Raw genomic sequence first — 18,979 nt, forward strand, 5'->3', positions numbered from 1 at the left:
CGCTGCCGCGCTGCGCTTTCGCGAGCCCCTTCCACACGCCGATCACGGAGCCTGAGCCATGGGCGTTGCGATGTTCTATCACCTCACCCAGAGGCCGCTGGAGGAGACCCTGCCGATGCTGCTGGAGAAATCTCTGGCGGCAGGCTGGCGGGTGGCGGTGCGCGGCGTCGATCCGGGGCGGCTCGACTGGCTGGACGAGCGGCTGTGGCTTGGACCCGAGGAAGGTTTTCTTCCGCATGGCAGGGCCGGGGGCGCCCATGATGCGCAGCAGCCGATCCTGCTAACCGAGCGCGCCGATCTGCCCAATGGCGCGAGCTGCCTGATGTCGGTGGATGGCGCCGAGGTCTCTGCCGAAGAGGTCGCGCAGATGGAACGTGTCTGCATCCTTTTCGACGGTATGGACGAGCGCGCGCTGACGCAGGCCCGCGGGCAGTGGCGCGCGCTGACTGGCGCGGGCTGCACGGCGCAATATTGGTCAGAAGGGTCGGGGCGCTGGGAGAAAAAGGCCGAATCCTGAGCGGCACCTCCTGCGAATACTGACGAATTCGCGGGCATATTTTTTCCGCCCGCGTGTCCGCGGATTTGATCATTCCCGTGTAGCGAGAATAAATGCTTGCATAATTGCAACAGCATATAAAGATTATCAAAATTATAACTTTTCCACGGAATTTCGACCAGAAATGTCACCTCGCTTACACTGCGGTGGCGGAAAATTTCCTACAAGATGTTCACACCGCTTGGCGTGCGACTCGTGCGTTGCGGCGGTGTCTTGCGCGGGTTTACCCGCAAGAGGGTGAGGGTATACGAGTAACGGCTGTTTCAATTCCGGTCTTGGTCGATTTGGGCGCATCGGGTAAATTCCCGAAAGCTCGAAGCGCAGGGCGGGTTGAAACGGCCATTTACCTATTTCATTCTATAAAGATGACTGCTTTTATGAACGACGTTTGCAATAGCTTGCAACTTTCCGCACATGACATGCGTGTTTTGTTCTTGCACAAGTCGTCAATCCGGGTAACGGACTGATCTCATGACATCTTTGATCGATCATCAGGCGCTGCTTGGCTGTCCGCTCCTCGAAGGGCTGACGGTTGCGCAGAAAGAGGCCTTCCTCGCCGATTGTACCGTGCATCGCTTTGATGCGCCGACGGACATCCTCAAGCAGGGTGAGCCGACCCCGGTGTTCTACCTGATCGGTCGCGGCCGGGTCGAGGTGATCTATCTCGACAAGCAGGGCAATGCTGCGGTGGTGCATGTGGCCGATCCCGGTGAAGTGCTGGGCGAGGTCGAAGGTCTGTCGGGCACGCGCTGCGCCTCGACCTGCCGGACGCTCCCGGATGCCATCGTGCTGTCGGCCACCGACGAGCTGTTGTTCCGGCACATGCCGCCGCGGCTGATTGTGCGGAACACTGCCGCGATCCTGCAAAGCCGCCTGACACGCGACAACGAGCTGCGGGCCATTGCGCAGTTCTTCTCGGTCGAAGAGCGGCTGTGCATCTACCTGCATCAGTTCACCACCGACGAGCATCCCGAGGCGCGGCTCAGCCAGTCCTACCTTGCCGCCATGGTGGGGTGCTCGCGGCAGACCATCAACAAGCTGCTGGGTGATCTGCGCCGAGAGGGGATCATCGAGCTGCGGCGCGGTGCGATTCTTGTGCTGGACCGCGAGCGGCTGAAGATCGACGTCTGAGCCTCAGCCCCGCTGCAGCACCATCTTTCCACCCGCAATCTCCAGCCGGTCGAAACGCTGCAGATAGCTCATCCCAAGCAGAGAATTGTCCATCTCGCCGCCGTTGACATAGGCGGGCAGATCGCTGTCCGCGAACCGTCCGAGCGTGACCTTTTCAAGCCTCACCGGCGCGGTTTCGACAGAGCCATTGGCGGTGCGCGCGCGCGAATGGAAGATCAGCGCATCGGGATCCAGCCCGGCACGCTCGGCATCGCGGCGGGTCAGCACCACGCCACTGGCGCCGGTGTCGACCACAAAGCGCACGGGCACGTCGTTGATCTGCAGGGTCAGGTAATAATGCCCGTCGGGCGCGCGCGGCAATTCGATCCGCCCGGTCTCGGCAAAGACCGACTGCTGCGGCAGGACCGTCTGACGGATGTCTCCCCAAAGGCCGATGGCCGCCAGCACCGCGACAAAGATCAGGCCCCAGGCCGCCAGTTGCTGCAATTTCTGACCGATGCGGCCCCGGTGCTGCACGAACATCCAGATCACCAGCGCCGTCAGCAACAGCCCCAGATAGCCCAGACGTCCGATCTCATAGCCCGACACGGCGCGCTCCTTCTGTCATTGGGTTAATGTAGGGGGTCTTGCGGCAGCTTACGAGTCCCGCGTGGGGCGGCATCTCGCGGCAGGAGCCTAGAACACGCCGGACCAGTCGATGCCGCGGATGCCGTCGATGACAAACTGCACCGAAAGCGCCGCCAGCAGCATGCCGAAGAGCCGGGTGATCACCACGATGCCCACATGGCCAAGTGCGCGCTCCATCGGGCCCGCCACAAGGAAACAGCCCAGCACCATCAGCAGCACGACGCCCAGAACGCCCAGCACCATGGCGGTCTCGAGCGCGCCGTCCGACTGGCCCATCAGCAGGATGATCGAGGCGATGGCGCCAGGACCGGCGATCAGGGGAATGGCGATGGGAAACACCGAAGGGTCGGGCATCACCTCATCCTCGACCTTATCCTCGCGGCGCTTGGTGCGCCGCTCGAACAGCATGTCGAGCGCGGTCAGGAACAGCAGCAGCCCGCCCGAGATGCGGAAGGCGGGCATGGAGATGCCGATGAAGCCCAGCACCGCCTCGCCGAAGAAGGCAAAGAGCATCAGGATCACCAGCGCGGTGATACAGGCGCGAATGCCCACAGCCCGGCGATGCGCGCTGTCCGCCCCTTGGGTCAGCGCGATGAACACCGGGGTCAACCCGATCGGGTCGATCACCACGAAAAGCGTGGCGAAGGCGCTGATGAGAAAGGCCATGTCCATGACTAAGGGCTATGGGCTCGACGCCCGCCTGTCCAGAGAAACGAAGGGCTCAGCTGGCCTGAGCGGTCTCCAGCTTCTCCATCGCCGCCTCCCACAGCGCCTCGGCGCGGTGCAGCCCGTCCATGACTTCCGCATATTTGCGGTTCCAAGTCTCCAGCTCTCCGGCGCGGCCATCCTCATAGAGCGCGGGATCGGCCAGTTTCTTGGCCAGCTTCTCACGCATCTCTTCGATCTTGCCGACCCGTTCCTCGCATTTGCGCGCCTCCGAGCGCAGCGCCTGCATCTCGTCGCGGCTCGGGCGCTTGGGCTTGGCGGCGGCGGCCTTTTCGGCAGCCTTTGCCGCCTTGCCGGGTTTCTCGGGCTTGTCCTGCGTCAGCAGCAGCTTGCGGTAGGCTTCGAGGTCTTCCTCATAGGGCGTCACCGTGCCGTCCTTGACCAGCCACAGCCGGTCGGCGACCAGCCCCAGCAGGTGCATGTCGTGCGACACGAGGATCACCGCGCCGGAATAGGCGGTGAGCGCCTCGACCAGCGCCTCGCGGCTTTCGATGTCGAGGTGGTTGGTCGGCTCGTCGAGGATCAGCATATGCGGCGCATCGAGCGTCGCCAGCAACAGCGACAGACGCGCCTTCTGCCCGCCCGAGAGGCGGCCGACTTCCGTCTCCGCCTGATCGGCGCCAAGCCCGAAGCCCGCCAGTTGCGCACGCAGCTTCGGCGGCGCGGTCTCGGGGCGCTCGCGCTGCAAGTGCTGCAGCGGGGTCTCGACGAGATGCAGCTCGTCCACCTGATGCTGGGCGAAATAGCCGATGCGCAGTTTCGAGCTCGACGTCATCTTGCCGCCCATCAGATCCAGCCGCCCGGCAAAGAGCTTCGACAGCGTCGACTTGCCCTGACCGTTGCGGCCCAGCAGCGCGATGCGGTCGTCCTGATCGATGCGCAGCGACAGTTTGCGCAGCACGACGGTCTCGCCATAGCCGGTGGAGGCATCCTCCAGCGCCAGAATGGGCGGCGACAGCTCGTCGGGCTGCGGAAAGGTGAAGACGCGCTTTGCCACATCCTCGGGGGCGGTGATCCGCTCCATCTTCTCCAGCATCTTCACCCGCGCCTGCGCCTGCCGGGCCTTCGAGGCCTTGGCGCGGAAACGGTCGACGAATTTCTGCAGGTGGGCGCGGCGGTCGTCCTGCTTCTTGGCCATGGCGGCCTGCACCGCACGGCGCTCGGCGCGGGTGCGGGCGAACGTGTCGTAATTGCCCTGATAGAGCACCAGCTTGCGGTCTTCGAGATGCAGGATCGCACCGACGGCCCGGTTCAGCAGGCCGCGGTCGTGGCTGATCACGATGACCGTATGCGGGTAGCTCTGCAAATAGCTCTCGAGCCAGAGCGCGCCTTCGAGGTCGAGGTAGTTGGTCGGCTCGTCGAGCAGCAGCAGGTCGGGCTCGGCAAAGAGCACGCCCGCAAGTGCCACGCGCATCCGCCAGCCGCCCGAGAAATCCGAGCAGGGGCGCTGTTGCGCCGCCTCGTCAAAGCCAAGGCCCTTGAGGATGGTGGCGGCGCGCGCCTCGGCAGACCACGCGTCGATATCCGCCAGCCGCGTCTGCACCTCGGCGATACGATGCGCGTCGGTGGCGGTCTCGGCCTCGGCCATCAGCGCGGCGCGTTCAAGATCGCAGGCTAGAACCGTCTCGATCAGCGAGACATCCGAGGCCGGCGCCTCCTGCGCAACGCCGCCGATCTTGGCGCGGGCGGGCAGCTCAAGCTCGCCGCCGTCGAGCGTCAGCTCGCCGCGGATCAGGCGGAAGAGCGTGGTCTTGCCAGCGCCATTGGGGCCGACGAGGCCGACCTTGTGGCCGGCGGGAATCACGGCAGAGGCTTCCTCGAGCAGAGGGCGGCCTTCGACGGAATAGGAGATGTCTCGAATACTCAGCATGAGGCTGCCCATAGCAGAGGCCGCGGGCGGGCAACATCCCCCTTTGCACGCATAGCGCCTTTGCCGGGGCGCGCCTCCCGGCGGTCACGTCGCGCGGTGCGTATTTTCAAAGAGAAGAAGACCAAGGGGCGTCCGCTTCTTCTCTTTACAAATACGCCGGGGTGAATTGGCCGCAGGCCAAGAGGGGCAGCGCCCCTTTTTTGCCTATCAATGAGGCATCGGCGGGCAGCAGGGTCTTCCCAATCCATCAACCCCATGGTAACGCCCTGCGCAGAGAATACTGGCCGGGCCGTCGCCCGGCCTTGCGATATTGGAGAGACCAAAATGGCCGTCGAACGCACCCTGTCGATCATCAAGCCCGACGCAACCCGCCGCAACCTGACCGGCAAGATCAACGCCAAGTTCGAAGAAGCTGGCCTGCGCATCGTCGCGCAGAAGCGCATCCAGCTGACCCCGGCACAGGCCGGCGAGTTCTACAAGGTCCACGCCGAGCGTCCGTTCTACGGCGAGCTGTGCGAATTCATGGCCTCCGAGCCGGTCGTCGTGCAGGTGCTGGAAGGTGAAGGCGCAATCGCCAAGAACCGTGAAGTGATGGGCGCCACCAACCCGGCAGACGCCGCAGAGGGCACCATCCGCGCAGAGTTCGCCGAGTCGGTCGGCGAGAACTCGGTGCACGGTTCGGACGCGCCGGAAACCGCCGCCGAAGAGATCGCCTACTTCTTCTCGGGCCTCGAGCTCGTCGGCTGAGCGATTTCGCTCACCCCGGTCGTGAGACCGAAACATACGAAAGGGCGCCCCTCGGGGCGCCCTTTTGCGTTTGGCAGGTTCATCTGGCGCGGCAATGCAGCGTCAGGCAACTGCAGGGCGAACAGGCCTTGCGGGGCCGCTGCCCGCTGCCGCCACGCGGCTCTGCGCCCAGTCGCGCAGCAGCATGGCGTTGCGGGTATTGGCGCGGTAGCCGATGTCGAGAATATCGCCCACCAGCGGCAGCAAACCGACGATCCAGTCGACCGCGATATTGCCGCCCATCTGCGCCAGCAGCGGCGCGGGCGCGCCCATCTCGCGGGCCTCTTTCACGATCCAGACCGCCGGCGCGAGGGCGAGCGTGTCACCCACGCCGGGCACGAGGCCCAGCACCGCGTCCCAGCCGAACCGGATCGGCGTGAAGGGGATGCGGTAGGCCCGGTCCATGCGCCGTGCCCAGCGATCGATGCGGTCGAGCCGCGCGAGATCAGACTGTGAAATGCTCATGGCTGGGGCCCTCCGCGCTTACACGCTCTGCTGCTTGGGGCCGGTGCGCGCGATGATCCAGATGGCGTGCACGATGCCCGGGATATAGCCGAGGATGGTCAGCAGGATGTTGATCCAGAAATGCTTGCCCAGACCCACCTGCAGAAAGACGCCGAGGGGGGGAAGAATGATCGAGAGGATGATGCGGATCAGGTCCATGTCAGTCTCCGTTGCGGTTGTGTTCGTCGTTGCAGGGCCAACACGCAAACTCGGGGGCTGGTTCCTTGAGGGTCGATGGAATGCGCCTCAAGGTATTGAAATATATTTAAATAATGTGATTTAGCGGGTTTTCTTGCCGGGGTCTACGACGCCGATCTCGTCAAGGATCGCCTCGATCCCGGAGAGCGGGGCTTGGGCTGTGTGCTCTGCGACCAGCGCGTCGAACCGCAGGCGCAGGGCCTCTTTCTCCTTGCCGCGGCAATCGTTCCACGGACGCCCCTGCAGCGCCATATGCAGCACGTAATAGCCGATGAAATGCGGCTTGGTGCCTTGGGCGAGAAGCCGCCCGTAAGCGGCATCCGCGCCGATCTCGCGCAGGGTTTCGGCGTCGGGAATGCCCGCGTTTATGCAGGCGCCCTCCATCGCGGGCCCAAGGTTGCGGATGCTCGAGATCGGTGTGCCGGACATGCGCTAGGCTGCCATTGCTCAGGCGGCCTTGGCGAGACCGGCGGCGAAACCGGCCAGCGTCGAGAGCGCCTCGGAAAACTGCGCGTCGGGCAGGGTGAGCGCGACGCGGATGAAGCCCGCTGCCGAGGGGCCGAAGCTCTCGCCCGGCATGACCGCAATGCGGTGCGCGTCGAGCAGAGCGTCGGCGAAAGCGATGCCGGAAAGGCCGGTCGCGCGCACGTCGAGGAAGAGATACATGGCGCCGCCCGAGGGCACGAGGCCAACGGTGGTCTGCGCGGCGAGGATGCCCTGCGCCAGCGCGCGGCGGCGGCGGAACGGCTCGGCGACGCGCGGCTCCAGCGTGGCATCCGCGGTGAGCGCATAAAGCGCGGCGTCCTGAATGTAGCCGGGCACGCCGTAGGTGGTGTTGGTGGCCAGATCGATCAGCGCCGAGATCGCCGCTTCGGGCGCGATCAGCCAGCCGATGCGGCTGCCGGTCATCGCGTGGCTTTTCGACAGCGAGCCGATCACCATGGTGCGCTCGGCCATGCCGGGCAGGGCGCGGGGGCTGAGGTGGGCGCCCTCCCAGATCTGCGTGTCGTAGACCTCGTCGGAGATCACCCAGAGGTCCTGCTCTCGTGCCAAATCGGCGATGCCGGTCAGCGTTTCGCGGGGGTAGACCGCGCCGGTGGGGTTGTTGGGCGTGTTGATCAGCAGCGAGCTTGCGCCGCTGGCGACGGCGCTGCGGCGCAGGTCGGCAGGATCGGGAAAGAAGCTGCGCTCGGGGCGGGTCTGCACGCTGTGGGGGATCGCCCCGGCGGCGCGGATGGTGCCGGGATAGGTGACGTAATGCGGCTCGACCATCAGCGCGGCGCCGCCCGGAGTGCAGGCCGCCATATGCGCGGCGAAAAGCGCCGACTGACCACCGGGGGTGACCAGCACGTTCGCGCGCGTGGTCGGCACGCCGCTGCGCTCGGTGACCCGCGCGGCGATGGCATCGCGCAGCGCAGGGGTGCCGGGAACCACCGCATAGCCGGTGTGCCCGGCGCTGGCGGCGCGGTGCATCTCGGCAAGAATCGCGGGATCGGTCTTTGTGTCGGGCTCGCCGATGGTCAGCTCGGTGACCGGCTGCCCTGCGGCGACCAGCGCGCGGGCCTTGTAGAAGATCTCCCAGCCGTCGCCGCCCCCGGCGTTGAGAGAGGTGATGCGGCTGGAAAGGGTCGGCATGGCGCGGCTCCGGACTGTGCTATGGGTGACTTTGTGCCAGAGCGTCCGGGGGGCGGCAAGAGCGTAGGGGGCGCGTTGGAGCGGGCGCTGCGGTGGTCTATTATTATCAATCATTAACAGTGGTTTAGATATGCTCCGTGCGGCCCGGTAACTTGACTTGGCGTGCGCTGCCGCGTAGCTTTTTAGACATGCTGGACGAATTGAGCAGGCGGCCCCGGGGGTGATCCCGGTGGCCGTTTTTTCGTTTGGCGGGCCTGCATCCAAAAAAACCAAAGCAGGCCGAGCAGAGGCACTTTCCACAGGCAAGAAAGGTATCGAGCCATGGTTCTCATCCATCTCGACGAGGAACTGACCCGTCTCGAAGAAGAGCGGGAGATGATCGCCGACATGCTGCGGCATCTGGGCGCCGACATGCGGCGTCTGCGCGGGCAGTACGAGGAAAGCGGCACTTTGGACAAACCCGAGACCAGCAAGGCGGTGGCGGATCTGCGCTACTGGCTCAAGGTCGCTCATGAAACGGAGGCACTGATCACCAATGTCAGACGCAAGCAAAAGGGAATTGCAGGGGACTGGGCGCTCGATCTCGAGCGGGCCCGGCTTGAGGTCGGCTGCCGCATGGCTCGCCTCCGCCGGTGCTGCGGTGCAGGAGAGCTTTCTGACTGAGCTGACCGAGGGGGAGCGCCTTGCGCTCCCCTTTCTGTTCGAGTTCTGGGCCATGGAGCACCAGCTGCCGCCCGAGGGCGATTGGCGCTCTTGGGTGATCATGGGCGGGCGCGGGGCGGGCAAGACCCGTGCCGGGGCCGAATGGGTGCGCGCCATGGTCGAAGGGGCGCTGCCGCTCTCGCCGGGGCAGTGCAAACGCGTGGCGCTGGTGGGCGAGACGCTGGATCAGGCGCGTGAGGTGATGGTCTTTGGCGACAGCGGCATCCTCGCCTGTTCTCCGCCCGACCGGCGCCCGGACTGGAGCGCCACGCGGCGTTGCCTGACGTGGCCCAATGGCGCCGAGGCGATGGTGTTTTCGGCGCATGATCCCGAGGCTTTGCGCGGCCCGCAGTTCGATGCCGCATGGGCGGATGAATTGGCGAAATGGCGCAAGGCGCGCGATACATGGGACATGCTGCAATTCGCGCTGCGGCTCGGCACCCATCCGCGCGCCTGTGTGACCACCACGCCGCGCAATGTGGCGGTGCTCAAGGAGGTGCTCGACCTGCCGAGCACCGTGGTGACCCGTGCGCCGACCGAAGCCAACCGCGCCAATCTTGCGGCGTCTTTCCTTGACGAGGTGCGGGCGCGTTATGGCGCGACGCGGCTGGCGCGGCAGGAGTTGGATGGCGAGATGGTCTCTGACGTGGATGGCACGCTTTGGACGCAGGACATGCTGGAGCGCGCGCGGCTGGCCGAGGTGCCGGGGTGCTTTGACCGGATCGTCGTGGCGGTGGATCCCCCAGCGGGCGACGGGCAGAGCGCGGACGCCTGCGGGATCGTGGTCTGCGGCGTGGTCAGCGACGGGCCGCCGCAGGTATGGCGGGCCTATGTGCTCGAGGATGCCTCGGTGCAGGGAATGGGGCCGACCGGCTGGGCGCAAGCGGCGGTCGAGGCGCTGGAGCGCTGGCAGGGGGACCGCATCGTCGCCGAGGTCAATCAGGGCGGCGCCATGGTCGAGGCAGTGCTGCGGCAGGTGGCGCCCAATGTGCCGCTGCGCAAGGTGACGGCGACCCGAGGCAAGGCGTCCCGCGCCGAGCCGGTGGCGGCGCTCTACGAGCAGGGGCGGATCGGGCACGCGCGGCGGTTCGAGGCGCTCGAAGAGCAGATGGGGCTGATGACGGTTGCGGGGTTTGCCGGGCAGGGCTCGCCGGACCGGGTGGATGCGCTGGTCTGGGCGCTGACCGAACTGGTGACCGGCCCGGCGGAAAGCTGGCGTCGGCCCCGGATGCGGCTTTTGTGACTTGCCGCAGGGTCATCGGCTTTGGTGGGTGACCCTGCAAATCCGGATTTCGACGCGATTTTCGCCGGTTGGCGGGCGTTTTCGATGCACGTTCCCGAGATTGCGGCGCTGCGGCGGACCCTCAGGCTTGCGCGGCGTCAATTTTCACGCAAGGCTCGCGCCGCGGTCTTTGCCACATTTTCGGCTGTCACGAGACCGTCAAGATAAGAACCTACACGCGCGTCACGGCCAATCGGGCCGGGTCCGGATACCGGGGAGAATGATTGTGAAAGCAAATACAAAGATTTGGCTGGCTGGCGTCGCCGCGCTGATGGCCACGACGTCGATGGTACAGGCGCAAGACCTGTCCGAGCTTGAGGCGGCGGCGATCGAAGAAGGCATGCTGACCACCATCGCTCTGCCGCACAGCTGGTGCGGCTATGGCGACGTGATCGCGGGCTTCAAGGCCAAATACCCCGACATCGAGGTCAACGAGTTGAACCCCGACGCGGGCTCGGCGGATGAGCTGGAAGCCGTGCGCGCCAACAAGGGCAACACCGGCCCGCAGGCGCCCGACGTTCTGGACGTGGGCCTGTCGTTCGGCCCGCAGGCCAAGGAAGAAGGCCTGCTGCAGCCCTACAAGGTTTCGACTTGGGACGAGATCCCCGACGCGGTGAAGGATGAGGAAGGCTACTGGTACGGCGACTATTACGGCGTCATGTCGTTCATGGTGAACAAGGACCTGATCGACACCACGCCCGAGGATTGGTCGGACCTGCTGAAGCCCGAATATGCGGGCTCGGTGGCGCTGGCGGGCGATCCGCGCGCCTCGAACCAAGCGATCCTCGCGGTGCTCGCAGCGGGCATGGCCGAGGGCGGTGCCGCTGGCAAGGATGCCGGTGAGAAGGGCCTCGATTTCTTCAAGAAGATGAACGAGGCGGGCAACTTCGTGCCGGTCATCGGCAAGGCGGGCACGCTGGCGCAGGGCGCGACCCCGATCACCATCATGTGGGACTATAACGCTCTGGCGGCCCGCGACACGCTGAACGGCAACCCGCCGGTCGATGTGGTGGTGCCGAAGTCGGGCGTTCTGGCCGGTGTTTATGTGCAGGGCATCTCGGCCCACGCGCCGCACCCGAACGCCGCGAAACTGTGGATGGAGTATCTCTATTCCGACGAGGGCCAGAGCCTGTGGCTCAAGGGCTACTGCCACCCGGCGCGGTTCAACGCGATGGCCGCCGATGGCAAGATCTCGCAGGAACTGCTCGACGCGCTGCCGCCGGCGGAAAGCTATGAGGCCGCCTATTTCCCGTCGCTCGGCGAGCAGGCGGGCAACAAAGAAGCGGTCGTCGGTGGCTGGGATGCCGTCGTGGGCGCCAACGTCCAGTAAGACCGAACTCTCGGGGGCCCACCGGATGTTCCGGGCGGGCCCCTGTCCCGCCGGCGTGTGTCTGCAAGCAAAGGCACCGGGGCGGGAGTGGCGTTTTCCGTCCTGCCCTTATCCGGACCTTGTGTGACTGACCTGACATCCCCCCCGCCAAAGCGCCGCTGGCGTCCAAGCCTGACATGGCTGGGCCTCCTGCCCTTCGCGCTGTTCATCGCGCTGTTTCTGGTGATGCCGACGATGAAGATCGTCATCGGTGCCTTCCAGCGTGCCGACGGCTCTTTCACCTTCGAGAATATCGCCGGGCTGTTCACCGCGTCGATCCTGTCGTCCTATTGGATCTCGATCAAGATTTCCGTCGCCTCGTCGGCGATCGGCTGTCTCATCGGCTTTCTGATGGCGGCGGGCATGGTGCTGGGCGGGCTGCCGCGCGGCATCCGCTCGCCGCTGATGACCTTCTCTGGCGTCGCCTCGAACTTTGCAGGCGTGCCGCTGGCCTTCGCCTTTCTGGCGACGCTCGGCCCGCTGGGTCTGGTGACCATGTTCCTGCGCACCGAGTTCGGCATCAACCTGCGCGCCATGGGGTTCAACATCCTCAGCTTCTGGGGGCTGACGATCACGTACCTCTTTTTCCAGATTCCGCTGATGATCCTGATCATCACCCCGGCGCTGGACGGGCTGAAGCGCGAATGGCGCGAGGCGGCGTCCTGCCTTGGGGCGAGCGGCGCGCAATATTGGCGCATCGTGGCGCTGCCGATCCTCTTTCCGACCATCCTCGGCACCTTCGCGCTGCTCTTTGCCAATGCCTTCGGTGCCGTGGCGACCGCCATCGCTTTGACAGGAAGCTCGCTCAACATCGTGCCGATCATGCTGTTCGCGCAAATTCGCGGTGACGTGCTGGGCAACCCGCATCTGGGCTATGCCATGGCCTTTGGGATGATCCTCGTCACCGGGCTGGCCAACGTCATCTACATCTGGCTGCGCATCCGTTCCGAAAGGTGGCTGAAATGACCAAGGCTGCCTCTTGGGCCATCCTGCTTCTGGGCCTGACCTATTTCATCCTGCCGCTGGTCGGCATGGTCGAATTCTCGCTGTCCATGCGGCGGGGCGAATATAGTTTCGACGCCTATGCCGCGGTGCTGGCCGATCCGCAGTTCCGCGAGACCTTTTCCTATTCGGTGGTGATGGCGCTGCTGACCATCGTCTTTGGCATCCTGCTGGTGGTGCCCACCGCGTTTTGGGTGCGGCTGAAGCTGCCGCGTCTGCGCCCGCTGGTCGAGTTCGTTACCCTGCTGCCGCTGGTGATCCCGGCGATCGTCACGGTGTTTGGCTATATCCGGCTTTACAACACCTCGAGCTGGCTGCCGCTGACCGGCACGACCTTTGGCACCAACCTGCTGCTGATGTTCGGCTACGCCATGCTGTCGCTGCCCTATATGTACCGCGCGGTCGACACCGGGCTGCGCACCATCGACGTCGCCACGCTCACCGAAGCGGCGCAGAGCCTTGGCGCGGGGTGGTTCACCATCATCGCCAAACTGATCCTGCCCAATGTGCTGGTCGCGGTGCTGTCGGGATCTTTCGTGACATTCGCCATCGTCATGGGCGAGTTCACCATGGCGGCGCTGCTCAACCGTCCAGCCTTTGGCCCGTATCTGCAGCTGATGGGGGCCAACAAGGCCTATGAGCCCTTCGCGCTGGCCACCATCGCTTTCATCATCACCTGGGCCTGCATGGGGCTGATCCAGCTGGTCACCAGATTTACCAAACACGACAAGGCGGGCCGATGAGCTTCCTGACGATTTCTCACCTGGAAAAGAGCTTTGGCGCCACCCGCGTCGTGAAGGACTTCAACCTCGATGTGCAGAAGGGCGAGTTCATCTCGCTGCTCGGGCCGTCAGGCTGTGGCAAGACCACGGTGCTGCGCATGGTGGCGGGCTTCGAGAGCCCAAGCGCCGGGAATATCACCATCGAGGGGCGCGAGGTCTCCAGCCTCAAGCCCAACCAGCGCAACATCGGTATGGTGTTTCAGGCCTACGCGCTGTTCCCGAACCTCACCGTGGCGCAGAACGTCGGCTTTGGTCTGCGGGTGAAGGGCACCCCCGCGCGTGAGATCGCGGCACGGGTCGAGGAGATGCTGTCGCTGATCGGCCTCCCGGAGCTGGGCGATCGCTATCCGTTTCAGCTTTCGGGCGGGCAACAGCAGCGCGTGGCGCTGGCGCGGGCCCTGGCCCCCAAGCCGCAGGTGCTGCTGCTCGACGAGCCGCTCTCGGCGCTCGACGCCAAGGTGCGGGTCAGCCTGCGCAACGAGATCCGCAGCATTCAACGCGAGCTGGGGATCACCACCATCTTTGTCACCCACGATCAGGAAGAGGCGCTGTCGATGTCCGACCGTATCGTGGTCATGCATCAGGGGGTGGCCGAGCAGGTGGGTAGCCCCTTCGAGATCTACAATGCCCCTGCGACCCGCTTCGTGGCGGGTTTCGTGGGGACGCTGAACACGCTCGACGCCAAAGTGATTGATCCGCAGGTGGGCCGGGTAAAGCTGGGTGAGAACGAGCTGGTGCTGGGACGCGCCGTGCCGCCCGGAGAAGCGACCTTGGGGCTGCGCCCGGAAATGCTGCGGCTTGGCGCGCATCCCGGAGAGACAGCACTCACCGGCACGATCACCGAGCTTGATTTCCTTGGCTCGGTGATCCGCCTGCGCATCGACCTTGGCGGGCAGCCGCTGGCAGTGGATCTGTTCAACACCACGCGGCAGGCACCGCCGCAGGTGGGCGAGACGGTCTCGCTGGCGCTCAATCCCTCGGACGCGCTGGTGATCGGCGCCTGACGCTTCACCTCACACATTGCACCTGCCTTAGAGGGTGTTGCCATGGCGGCGGGCGCTGCCTGCAAGCGTGGTTAACCAACGCTCTCTAGGGTTCTTCTCAACGCGCAACACGGCCGGGTGGCCGATGTTCCGGGGCGAAGCGAGGAGCGTGCAATGGTGTTCGAATTTCTGCGGCGGACGCGCGAGGGGGAAACTCTGCCCGAGGTGAAGGCCTCTGCCGTCGGGCCGCTTGTCGCGATGCAGGCGGTCGGGCGCGTGGCTTGGACGCCGCGTGACACCGGCTCGCTGACCCGGCAGGGGTTCTCTGGCAACCCCGTGGGCTTTCGCGCGGTGAAGCTGATTTCGGAGGCTGCCGCCGCGCTGCCGCTGGTGCTGCAGGACAGCGAGATGCGCTACAGCACCCACCCGATCCTGCGTTGCCTGAACGCGCCCAATCCCGCGCAGGGCCGTGCCGAGCTTTTCGAGGCGCTGTATGGCCAGCTGCTGCTGTCGGGGGATGGCTACGTCGAAGCGGTGGGCCAGGGACGCGGGCTGCCCGTGGAGTTGCATGTGCTGCGCTCGGAACGGATGCGGCTGGTGCCGGGGGCTGATGGCTGGCCCGTCGCCTATGAGTATCATGTGGACGGCAGGCGCCATCGCTTTGACGTGCAGGACACGCCCGCACCGATCTGCCATGTGAAGAACTTCCACCCGCAGGACGATCACTATGGCCTCTCGCCGCTGCAACCGGCGGCGCAGGCGGTGGATGTGCACAACAGCGCCTCGCGCTGGTCCAAGGGGCTGCTCGACAATGCGGCGCGGCCCTCGGGGGCGATTGTCTGGACCGGGGCCGACGGGCAGGGCACGCTTGCGCAGGACCAGTACGAGCGGCTGGTGGCGGAGATGGAGAGCAACCATCAGGGGGCGCGCAACGCCGGGCGGCCGATGCTGCTTGAAGGCGGGCTCGACTGGAAGCCCATGGGGTTCTCTCCCTCGGACATGGAGTTCCGCCAGACCAAGGAGGCCGCCGCGCGCGAGATCGCCATCGCCTTTGGCGTGCCGCCGATGCTGCTGGGCATCCCAGGTGATGCGACCTACGCCAATTACCAAGAGGCCAACCGCGCCTTCTACCGGCTGACCGTGCTGCCACTGGCGCAGCGGGTGAGCGCCGCGCTGGGCAGATGGCTGGCGGGTTTCACCGGCGAGGAGGTGGAGCTGAAGCCAGACCTCGATCAGGTGCCAGCCCTGTCGGCAGAACGCGAGACCCATTGGCGCCGCGTCTCCGAGGCGGCCTTCCTCACCGTGCCGGAAAAACGCCGGATGCTGGGGCTGCCGCCGCTCACCGAGGATGGCGACCGACCGGGGGGGAATATGGGGGAAGAACCCGGTGCGTGAGCGCGATCTGCCCTATGAGCCCTTCGCCTGCGCCCCGGCGCTGAAACTCGATGCCCACGAGCGGCTGCACAAGCTGCAGATCGACGCTTTGGAGGGACGGCTCGCCCGGCTCGAACTGGTGCTGGAGCGGCTCGAGAAGCGCCTGTGGCTGGCGGTCTACGGGGTGGCCGCGGGTCTGCTGGCGCAGGCGCTGCAGGGACTGGTCACCATGGCGCCCTGAGGGGCGGAACACGAAGGGATGCAAGCGATGCAACTGGAGCACAAGTTCTGCCGGCTGGGCACAGAGATTACCGCGCAGGTCACCGAGGCCGAAGGGACGCGGATCGAAGGTTACGCCTCGCTCTTCGGCGCGCCGGATCAGGGGGGCGATATCGTGGCACCCGGTGCCTATGCCGCCTCGTTGAAGCGGCTGGCAGACGAGGGGCGCGCGGTGCGTATGCTCTGGCAGCACGACCCGGGCCAGCCCATCGGCATCTGGGACGAGGTGCGCGAGGACGCGCGCGGCCTGCACGTGAAGGGACGGCTGCTGGAGAGCGTCGAGAAGGGACGTGAGGCGGCGGCGCTCATCGCTGCGGGGGCCATCGACGGGCTGTCGATCGGCTATCGCACCGTCACGGCGGTGAAAGAGCACGGGGGGCGCAGGCTCATCAAGGAACTGGAGCTTTGGGAGGTGTCGCTTGTCACCTTTCCGATGCTGCCCAGTGCGCGGGTGGCGGCCAAGGGAGAGCACCCCGAGGCAGACATGATGCGTGATCTGGCGCTGGCCATCGACGCCGCGCGCCTCGACCTGGCGCGCCGCTGACGCGCGCCCTCAACAGGGGACAGAGTTGATGAAGACAACCGAGAGCCATTCTCGGGCCGGGGAAGATCTGTCCCCGGTCGCCCGTGTGGGCGCCGCCATGGCGGGGCTCACGGCGGACATCAGGGCCATGCAGGCCGACATTCACGCGAAACTGGACAAACACGAAGAGCGACTGACCATGCTGGATACCAAGACCTCTCATGCCGCGGCGCGCCCGGCGCTGGCCACCACCGCCGAGCTGGAGCTGCCGCACCGCAAGGCGTTCAACGCCTATCTGCGCACCGGCGACGACGACGGGCTGCGCGGGCTGGTGCTGGAGGGCAAGGCGCTCTCGACCGCCGTCGCGGCGGATGGCGGCTATCTCGTCGATCCGGTCACCTCCGAGACCGTCCGCGGCGTGCTGGAAGGCGCGGCCTCGATCCGTGCCATCGCCGCCGTGGTGAGCGTCGAGGCGGGCTCCTTCGACGTGCTGGTCGATCAGGGCGACACTGGCGCGGGCTGGGCGAACGAGCTTTCGGACAGTACCGAGAGCGAGACGCCGACCATCGACCGCATCCAGATCAAGCTGCACGAGCTCTCGGCCATGCCCAAGGCCTCGCAGCGTCTGCTGGACGACGCGGCCTTCGATCTGGAGGCTTGGCTCGCCGGGCGCATCGCCGACAAGTTCTCGCGCGCCGAGGCGGCGGCTTTCGTGGCGGGTGACGGCATCGACAAGCCCATGGGCATCCTGTCGCACAGCATGGTCGACAATGAGATCTGGGAGTGGGGCAATCTGGGCTATGTGCCCTCGGAGGTGGCCGCGGGGATCGGCGATGGCGACAAGATCATCGACCTGGTCTACGCGCTGGGCGCCGAGTACCGCGCAAAGGCGAGCTTCGTGATGAACTCCAAGACCGCCGGTGCTCTGCGCAAGCTCAAGGATGCGGACGGGCGGCACCTGTGGAGCGACGGGCTCTCGGCAGGGCAACCGGCGCGGCTGCTGGGCTACCCGGTGCTGATCGCCGAGGACATGCCCGACATCGCCGCCGATACCTATCCCATCGCTTTTGGCGACTTCGCTGCCGGTTACACGATCGCCGAACGCCCCGATCTGCGGGTGCTGCGCGATCCGTTCAGCGCCAAGCCGCATGTGCTGTTCTACGCCACCAAGCGCGTCGGCGGCGACGTGAGCGATTTCGCCGCGATCAAGCTGCTGCGCTGCGCCACCAGCTGAGCGTGAGGGGCCATGGCGGCGAGGTGTCGCCATAGCCGCCAGCGGCACGAACCGGAGAAGGCTGATGATGGTGATCGAAGAGACGCAGGTGGCGGACGAGCTGCTGCCGGTTGAGGCGCTGACGGCGCAGCTGCGCATGGGCAGCGGCTTTGACGAGGCGGACCTGCAGGAGCCGGTGCTGCGGGCCTTTCTGCGCGCGGCACTGGCGGCGATCGAGGCCCGGACCGGCAAGGCGCTGCTGATCCGCAGCTTCCTCTGGACGCTGCACGGCTGGCGCGACCCCGAGGGCGCGGTGCTCCCGCTGGCGCCGGTGCAGAGCGTCACCGAACTGGCGCTGATCGACCGCAACGGCGCGGCGCAGGTGATCGCGCCCGAGCGCTACCGGCTGGAGGTGGACAGCATCGCCCCGCGGCTGCGCCCGCAGGGGGCCACGCTTCCGAGCATCCCCGAGGGCGGCGCGGCGGAGCTGCGCTTCAGCGCGGGATTTGCCGCCAGTTTCGACGCGCTGCCGCCCGATCTGGCGCAGGCGGTGCTGCTGCTCGCGGCGCATTACTACGAATATCGCGACGAGACCGCGCTGAGCCAGGGTTGCATGCCCTTTGGGGTAACATCGCTGATCGCCCGCTACCGCCCGCTGCGCATGGGATTCACCTCATGAGGGCGGTGCGTCTTTCACAGCGGCTGGTGCTCGAGGCCCCGGCACGCACGCCCGACGGGATGGGCGGTTTCACCGAGGGCTGGCAGGCGCTCGGCACGCTCTGGGCTGAACTGCAGCCGCGCAGCGGGCGCGAGGTGCAGGGCGAGGCCGGGCCGGTGGCGCGGGGCCGCTTCCGCATCACCGTGCGCGCGGCCCCCGAGGGATCCTCGAGCCGCCCGGCACCGGGCCAGCGCTTTCGGCGCGGCAGCCGCATCTTCGACATTCAGGCGGTGACCGAGTGCGACGGCTCGGGCCTCTACCTGCAATGCGAAGCGCAGGAGGAGGTGGCGTCATGAGCTATGCGATGTCCGGCGCGTTGCAGGCGGCGGTCTTCGCCGCGCTGCAGGGCGATGCCACGCTGGCCGAGCTGGTCGGCAGCAACATCTACGACGCGCTGCCCGCCGGAAACCTGCCGCCGCTCTACGTCACGCTCGGCGCGGAAGAGGCGCGCGACGCCTCGGATGTGGGCAGCCGCGGCGCTTGGCACGATCTCACCGTTGCCGTGGTGACTGAGGCGGCGGGCTTTGCGGCGGCCAAGACGGTGGCGGCGGCGGTCTCGGACGCGCTGCATGAGGCGGACCTGGCGCTGAGCCGCGGACGGTTGATCAGCCTGCGCTTTCGCCGTGCCCGCGCCCGCCGCGAGACCGGCGGTCTGCGCCGCATCGAAATGACATTCCGCGCGCGGCTTGAAGACGACTGAACGCGCCAAATCAAGGAGT

23 protein-coding genes are annotated in these 18,979 nt (G+C 66.2%); 16 read left to right on the plus strand and 7 right to left on the minus strand.

Annotation, left to right across the window (positions count from 1 at the left end; translation table 11 throughout):
* Positions 1-58 precede the first annotated feature (58 nt).
* Positions 59-517 carry a DNA polymerase III subunit chi gene (locus tag AYJ57_RS13500; protein WP_066106244.1) on the plus strand — a complete coding sequence of 153 codons (459 nt, stop codon included), beginning with the start codon at positions 59-61 and terminating at the stop codon, positions 515-517.
* Between the two features lie 510 nt (positions 518-1,027).
* Positions 1,028-1,687 (plus strand): Crp/Fnr family transcriptional regulator, encoded by a 660-nt coding sequence (locus tag AYJ57_RS13505; RefSeq protein ID WP_066106247.1) that lies wholly within the window; start codon positions 1,028-1,030, stop codon positions 1,685-1,687.
* Positions 1,688-1,690: 3 nt separating this feature from the next.
* On the opposite strand, the gene AYJ57_RS13510 is transcribed toward AYJ57_RS13505, so the two are convergent.
* From AYJ57_RS13510 to AYJ57_RS13520, 3 genes are all read right to left on the minus strand, one after another.
* A complete protein-coding gene (locus tag AYJ57_RS13510) occupies positions 1,691-2,275 on the minus strand; it encodes a retropepsin-like aspartic protease family protein (protein WP_066106250.1) in 585 nt (194 codons plus the stop codon).
* 87 nt (positions 2,276-2,362) lie between these two features.
* Complete coding sequence (locus tag AYJ57_RS13515; protein WP_066106253.1) at positions 2,363-2,986, minus strand: MarC family protein; 624 nt, start codon at positions 2,984-2,986, stop codon at positions 2,363-2,365.
* Positions 2,987-3,035: 49 nt separating this feature from the next.
* A complete protein-coding gene (locus tag AYJ57_RS13520) occupies positions 3,036-4,910 on the minus strand; it encodes an ABC-F family ATP-binding cassette domain-containing protein (RefSeq protein WP_066107106.1) in 1,875 nt (624 codons plus the stop codon).
* Positions 4,911-5,234: 324 nt separating this feature from the next.
* Between AYJ57_RS13520 and ndk the strand changes: the two genes are divergently transcribed.
* A complete protein-coding gene (gene ndk / locus AYJ57_RS13525) occupies positions 5,235-5,657 on the plus strand; it encodes a nucleoside-diphosphate kinase (RefSeq protein ID WP_066106256.1) in 423 nt (140 codons plus the stop codon).
* 102 nt (positions 5,658-5,759) lie between these two features.
* Here the strand turns inward: ndk and AYJ57_RS13530 are convergent, their stop codons facing one another.
* The 4 genes from AYJ57_RS13530 to AYJ57_RS13545 all read right to left on the minus strand — a co-directional run bounded on the left by AYJ57_RS13530 (position 5,760) and on the right by AYJ57_RS13545 (position 8,033).
* The gene (locus tag AYJ57_RS13530; protein WP_066106259.1) at positions 5,760-6,161 is read right to left on the minus strand and encodes a DUF4112 domain-containing protein; all 402 of its coding nucleotides are present in this window, start codon (positions 6,159-6,161) and stop codon (positions 5,760-5,762) included.
* Positions 6,162-6,179: 18 nt separating this feature from the next.
* Positions 6,180-6,359, minus strand: a complete 180-nt coding sequence (locus tag AYJ57_RS13535) for a YqaE/Pmp3 family membrane protein (protein ID WP_066106261.1) — start codon at positions 6,357-6,359, stop codon at positions 6,180-6,182.
* A gap of 120 nt (positions 6,360-6,479) precedes the next feature.
* Positions 6,480-6,827, minus strand: coding sequence for a TfoX/Sxy family protein (locus AYJ57_RS13540; protein WP_066106263.1), 348 nt, complete (start codon positions 6,825-6,827; stop codon positions 6,480-6,482).
* An 18-nt stretch (positions 6,828-6,845) separates the two neighbouring features.
* Positions 6,846-8,033, minus strand: a complete 1,188-nt coding sequence (locus tag AYJ57_RS13545; RefSeq protein WP_066106266.1) for a pyridoxal phosphate-dependent aminotransferase — start codon at positions 8,031-8,033, stop codon at positions 6,846-6,848.
* A 321-nt stretch (positions 8,034-8,354) separates the two neighbouring features.
* Between AYJ57_RS13545 and AYJ57_RS26355 the strand changes: the two genes are divergently transcribed.
* From AYJ57_RS26355 to AYJ57_RS13610, 13 genes are all read left to right on the plus strand, one after another.
* Complete coding sequence (locus tag AYJ57_RS26355) at positions 8,355-8,696, plus strand: hypothetical protein (RefSeq protein WP_066106268.1); 342 nt, start codon at positions 8,355-8,357, stop codon at positions 8,694-8,696.
* The gene (locus AYJ57_RS13555; protein WP_237220159.1) at positions 8,632-9,978 is read left to right on the plus strand and encodes a DNA-packaging protein; all 1,347 of its coding nucleotides are present in this window, start codon (positions 8,632-8,634) and stop codon (positions 9,976-9,978) included. Before AYJ57_RS26355 ends, AYJ57_RS13555 begins: the two co-directional genes overlap by 65 nt.
* Before the next feature lie 310 nt (positions 9,979-10,288).
* Complete coding sequence (locus AYJ57_RS13560) at positions 10,289-11,347, plus strand: ABC transporter substrate-binding protein (protein ID WP_217621117.1); 1,059 nt, start codon at positions 10,289-10,291, stop codon at positions 11,345-11,347.
* 123 nt (positions 11,348-11,470) lie between these two features.
* On the plus strand, positions 11,471-12,352 hold the full coding sequence (locus AYJ57_RS13565; RefSeq protein WP_066106274.1) for an ABC transporter permease: 882 nt from the start codon (positions 11,471-11,473) through the stop codon (positions 12,350-12,352).
* Positions 12,349-13,131 carry an ABC transporter permease gene (locus tag AYJ57_RS13570; RefSeq protein ID WP_066106277.1) on the plus strand — a complete coding sequence of 261 codons (783 nt, stop codon included), beginning with the start codon at positions 12,349-12,351 and terminating at the stop codon, positions 13,129-13,131. Before AYJ57_RS13565 ends, AYJ57_RS13570 begins: the two co-directional genes overlap by 4 nt.
* Positions 13,128-14,174 carry an ABC transporter ATP-binding protein gene (locus AYJ57_RS13575; RefSeq protein ID WP_066106280.1) on the plus strand — a complete coding sequence of 349 codons (1,047 nt, stop codon included), beginning with the start codon at positions 13,128-13,130 and terminating at the stop codon, positions 14,172-14,174. The genes AYJ57_RS13570 and AYJ57_RS13575 overlap by 4 nt, the downstream gene beginning before the upstream one ends.
* A 153-nt stretch (positions 14,175-14,327) precedes the next feature.
* Positions 14,328-15,548, plus strand: a complete 1,221-nt coding sequence (locus tag AYJ57_RS13580; RefSeq protein ID WP_066106283.1) for a phage portal protein — start codon at positions 14,328-14,330, stop codon at positions 15,546-15,548.
* Positions 15,502-15,768 (plus strand): GTA head formation protein, RCAP_rcc01685 family, encoded by a 267-nt coding sequence (locus AYJ57_RS13585; protein ID WP_066106286.1) that lies wholly within the window; start codon positions 15,502-15,504, stop codon positions 15,766-15,768. Before AYJ57_RS13580 ends, AYJ57_RS13585 begins: the two co-directional genes overlap by 47 nt.
* A 27-nt stretch (positions 15,769-15,795) precedes the next feature.
* A complete protein-coding gene (locus AYJ57_RS13590; protein WP_066107112.1) occupies positions 15,796-16,350 on the plus strand; it encodes an HK97 family phage prohead protease in 555 nt (184 codons plus the stop codon).
* Positions 16,351-16,378: 28 nt separating this feature from the next.
* Entirely contained in the window at positions 16,379-17,563 is a 1,185-nt protein-coding gene (locus tag AYJ57_RS13595; RefSeq protein WP_066106289.1) for a phage major capsid protein, read from the plus strand.
* A 64-nt stretch (positions 17,564-17,627) separates the two neighbouring features.
* Entirely contained in the window at positions 17,628-18,221 is a 594-nt protein-coding gene (locus AYJ57_RS13600; RefSeq protein ID WP_066106292.1) for a head-tail connector protein, read from the plus strand.
* Positions 18,218-18,556 carry a head-tail adaptor protein gene (locus AYJ57_RS13605; protein WP_066106295.1) on the plus strand — a complete coding sequence of 113 codons (339 nt, stop codon included), beginning with the start codon at positions 18,218-18,220 and terminating at the stop codon, positions 18,554-18,556. The genes AYJ57_RS13600 and AYJ57_RS13605 overlap by 4 nt, the downstream gene beginning before the upstream one ends.
* Positions 18,553-18,960 (plus strand): DUF3168 domain-containing protein, encoded by a 408-nt coding sequence (locus AYJ57_RS13610; protein WP_066106297.1) that lies wholly within the window; start codon positions 18,553-18,555, stop codon positions 18,958-18,960. The genes AYJ57_RS13605 and AYJ57_RS13610 overlap by 4 nt, the downstream gene beginning before the upstream one ends.
* Positions 18,961-18,979 lie beyond the last annotated feature (19 nt).

The organism is Salipiger sp. CCB-MM3 (genome assembly GCF_001687105.1).
Lineage (GTDB): Bacteria > Pseudomonadota > Alphaproteobacteria > Rhodobacterales > Rhodobacteraceae > Salipiger.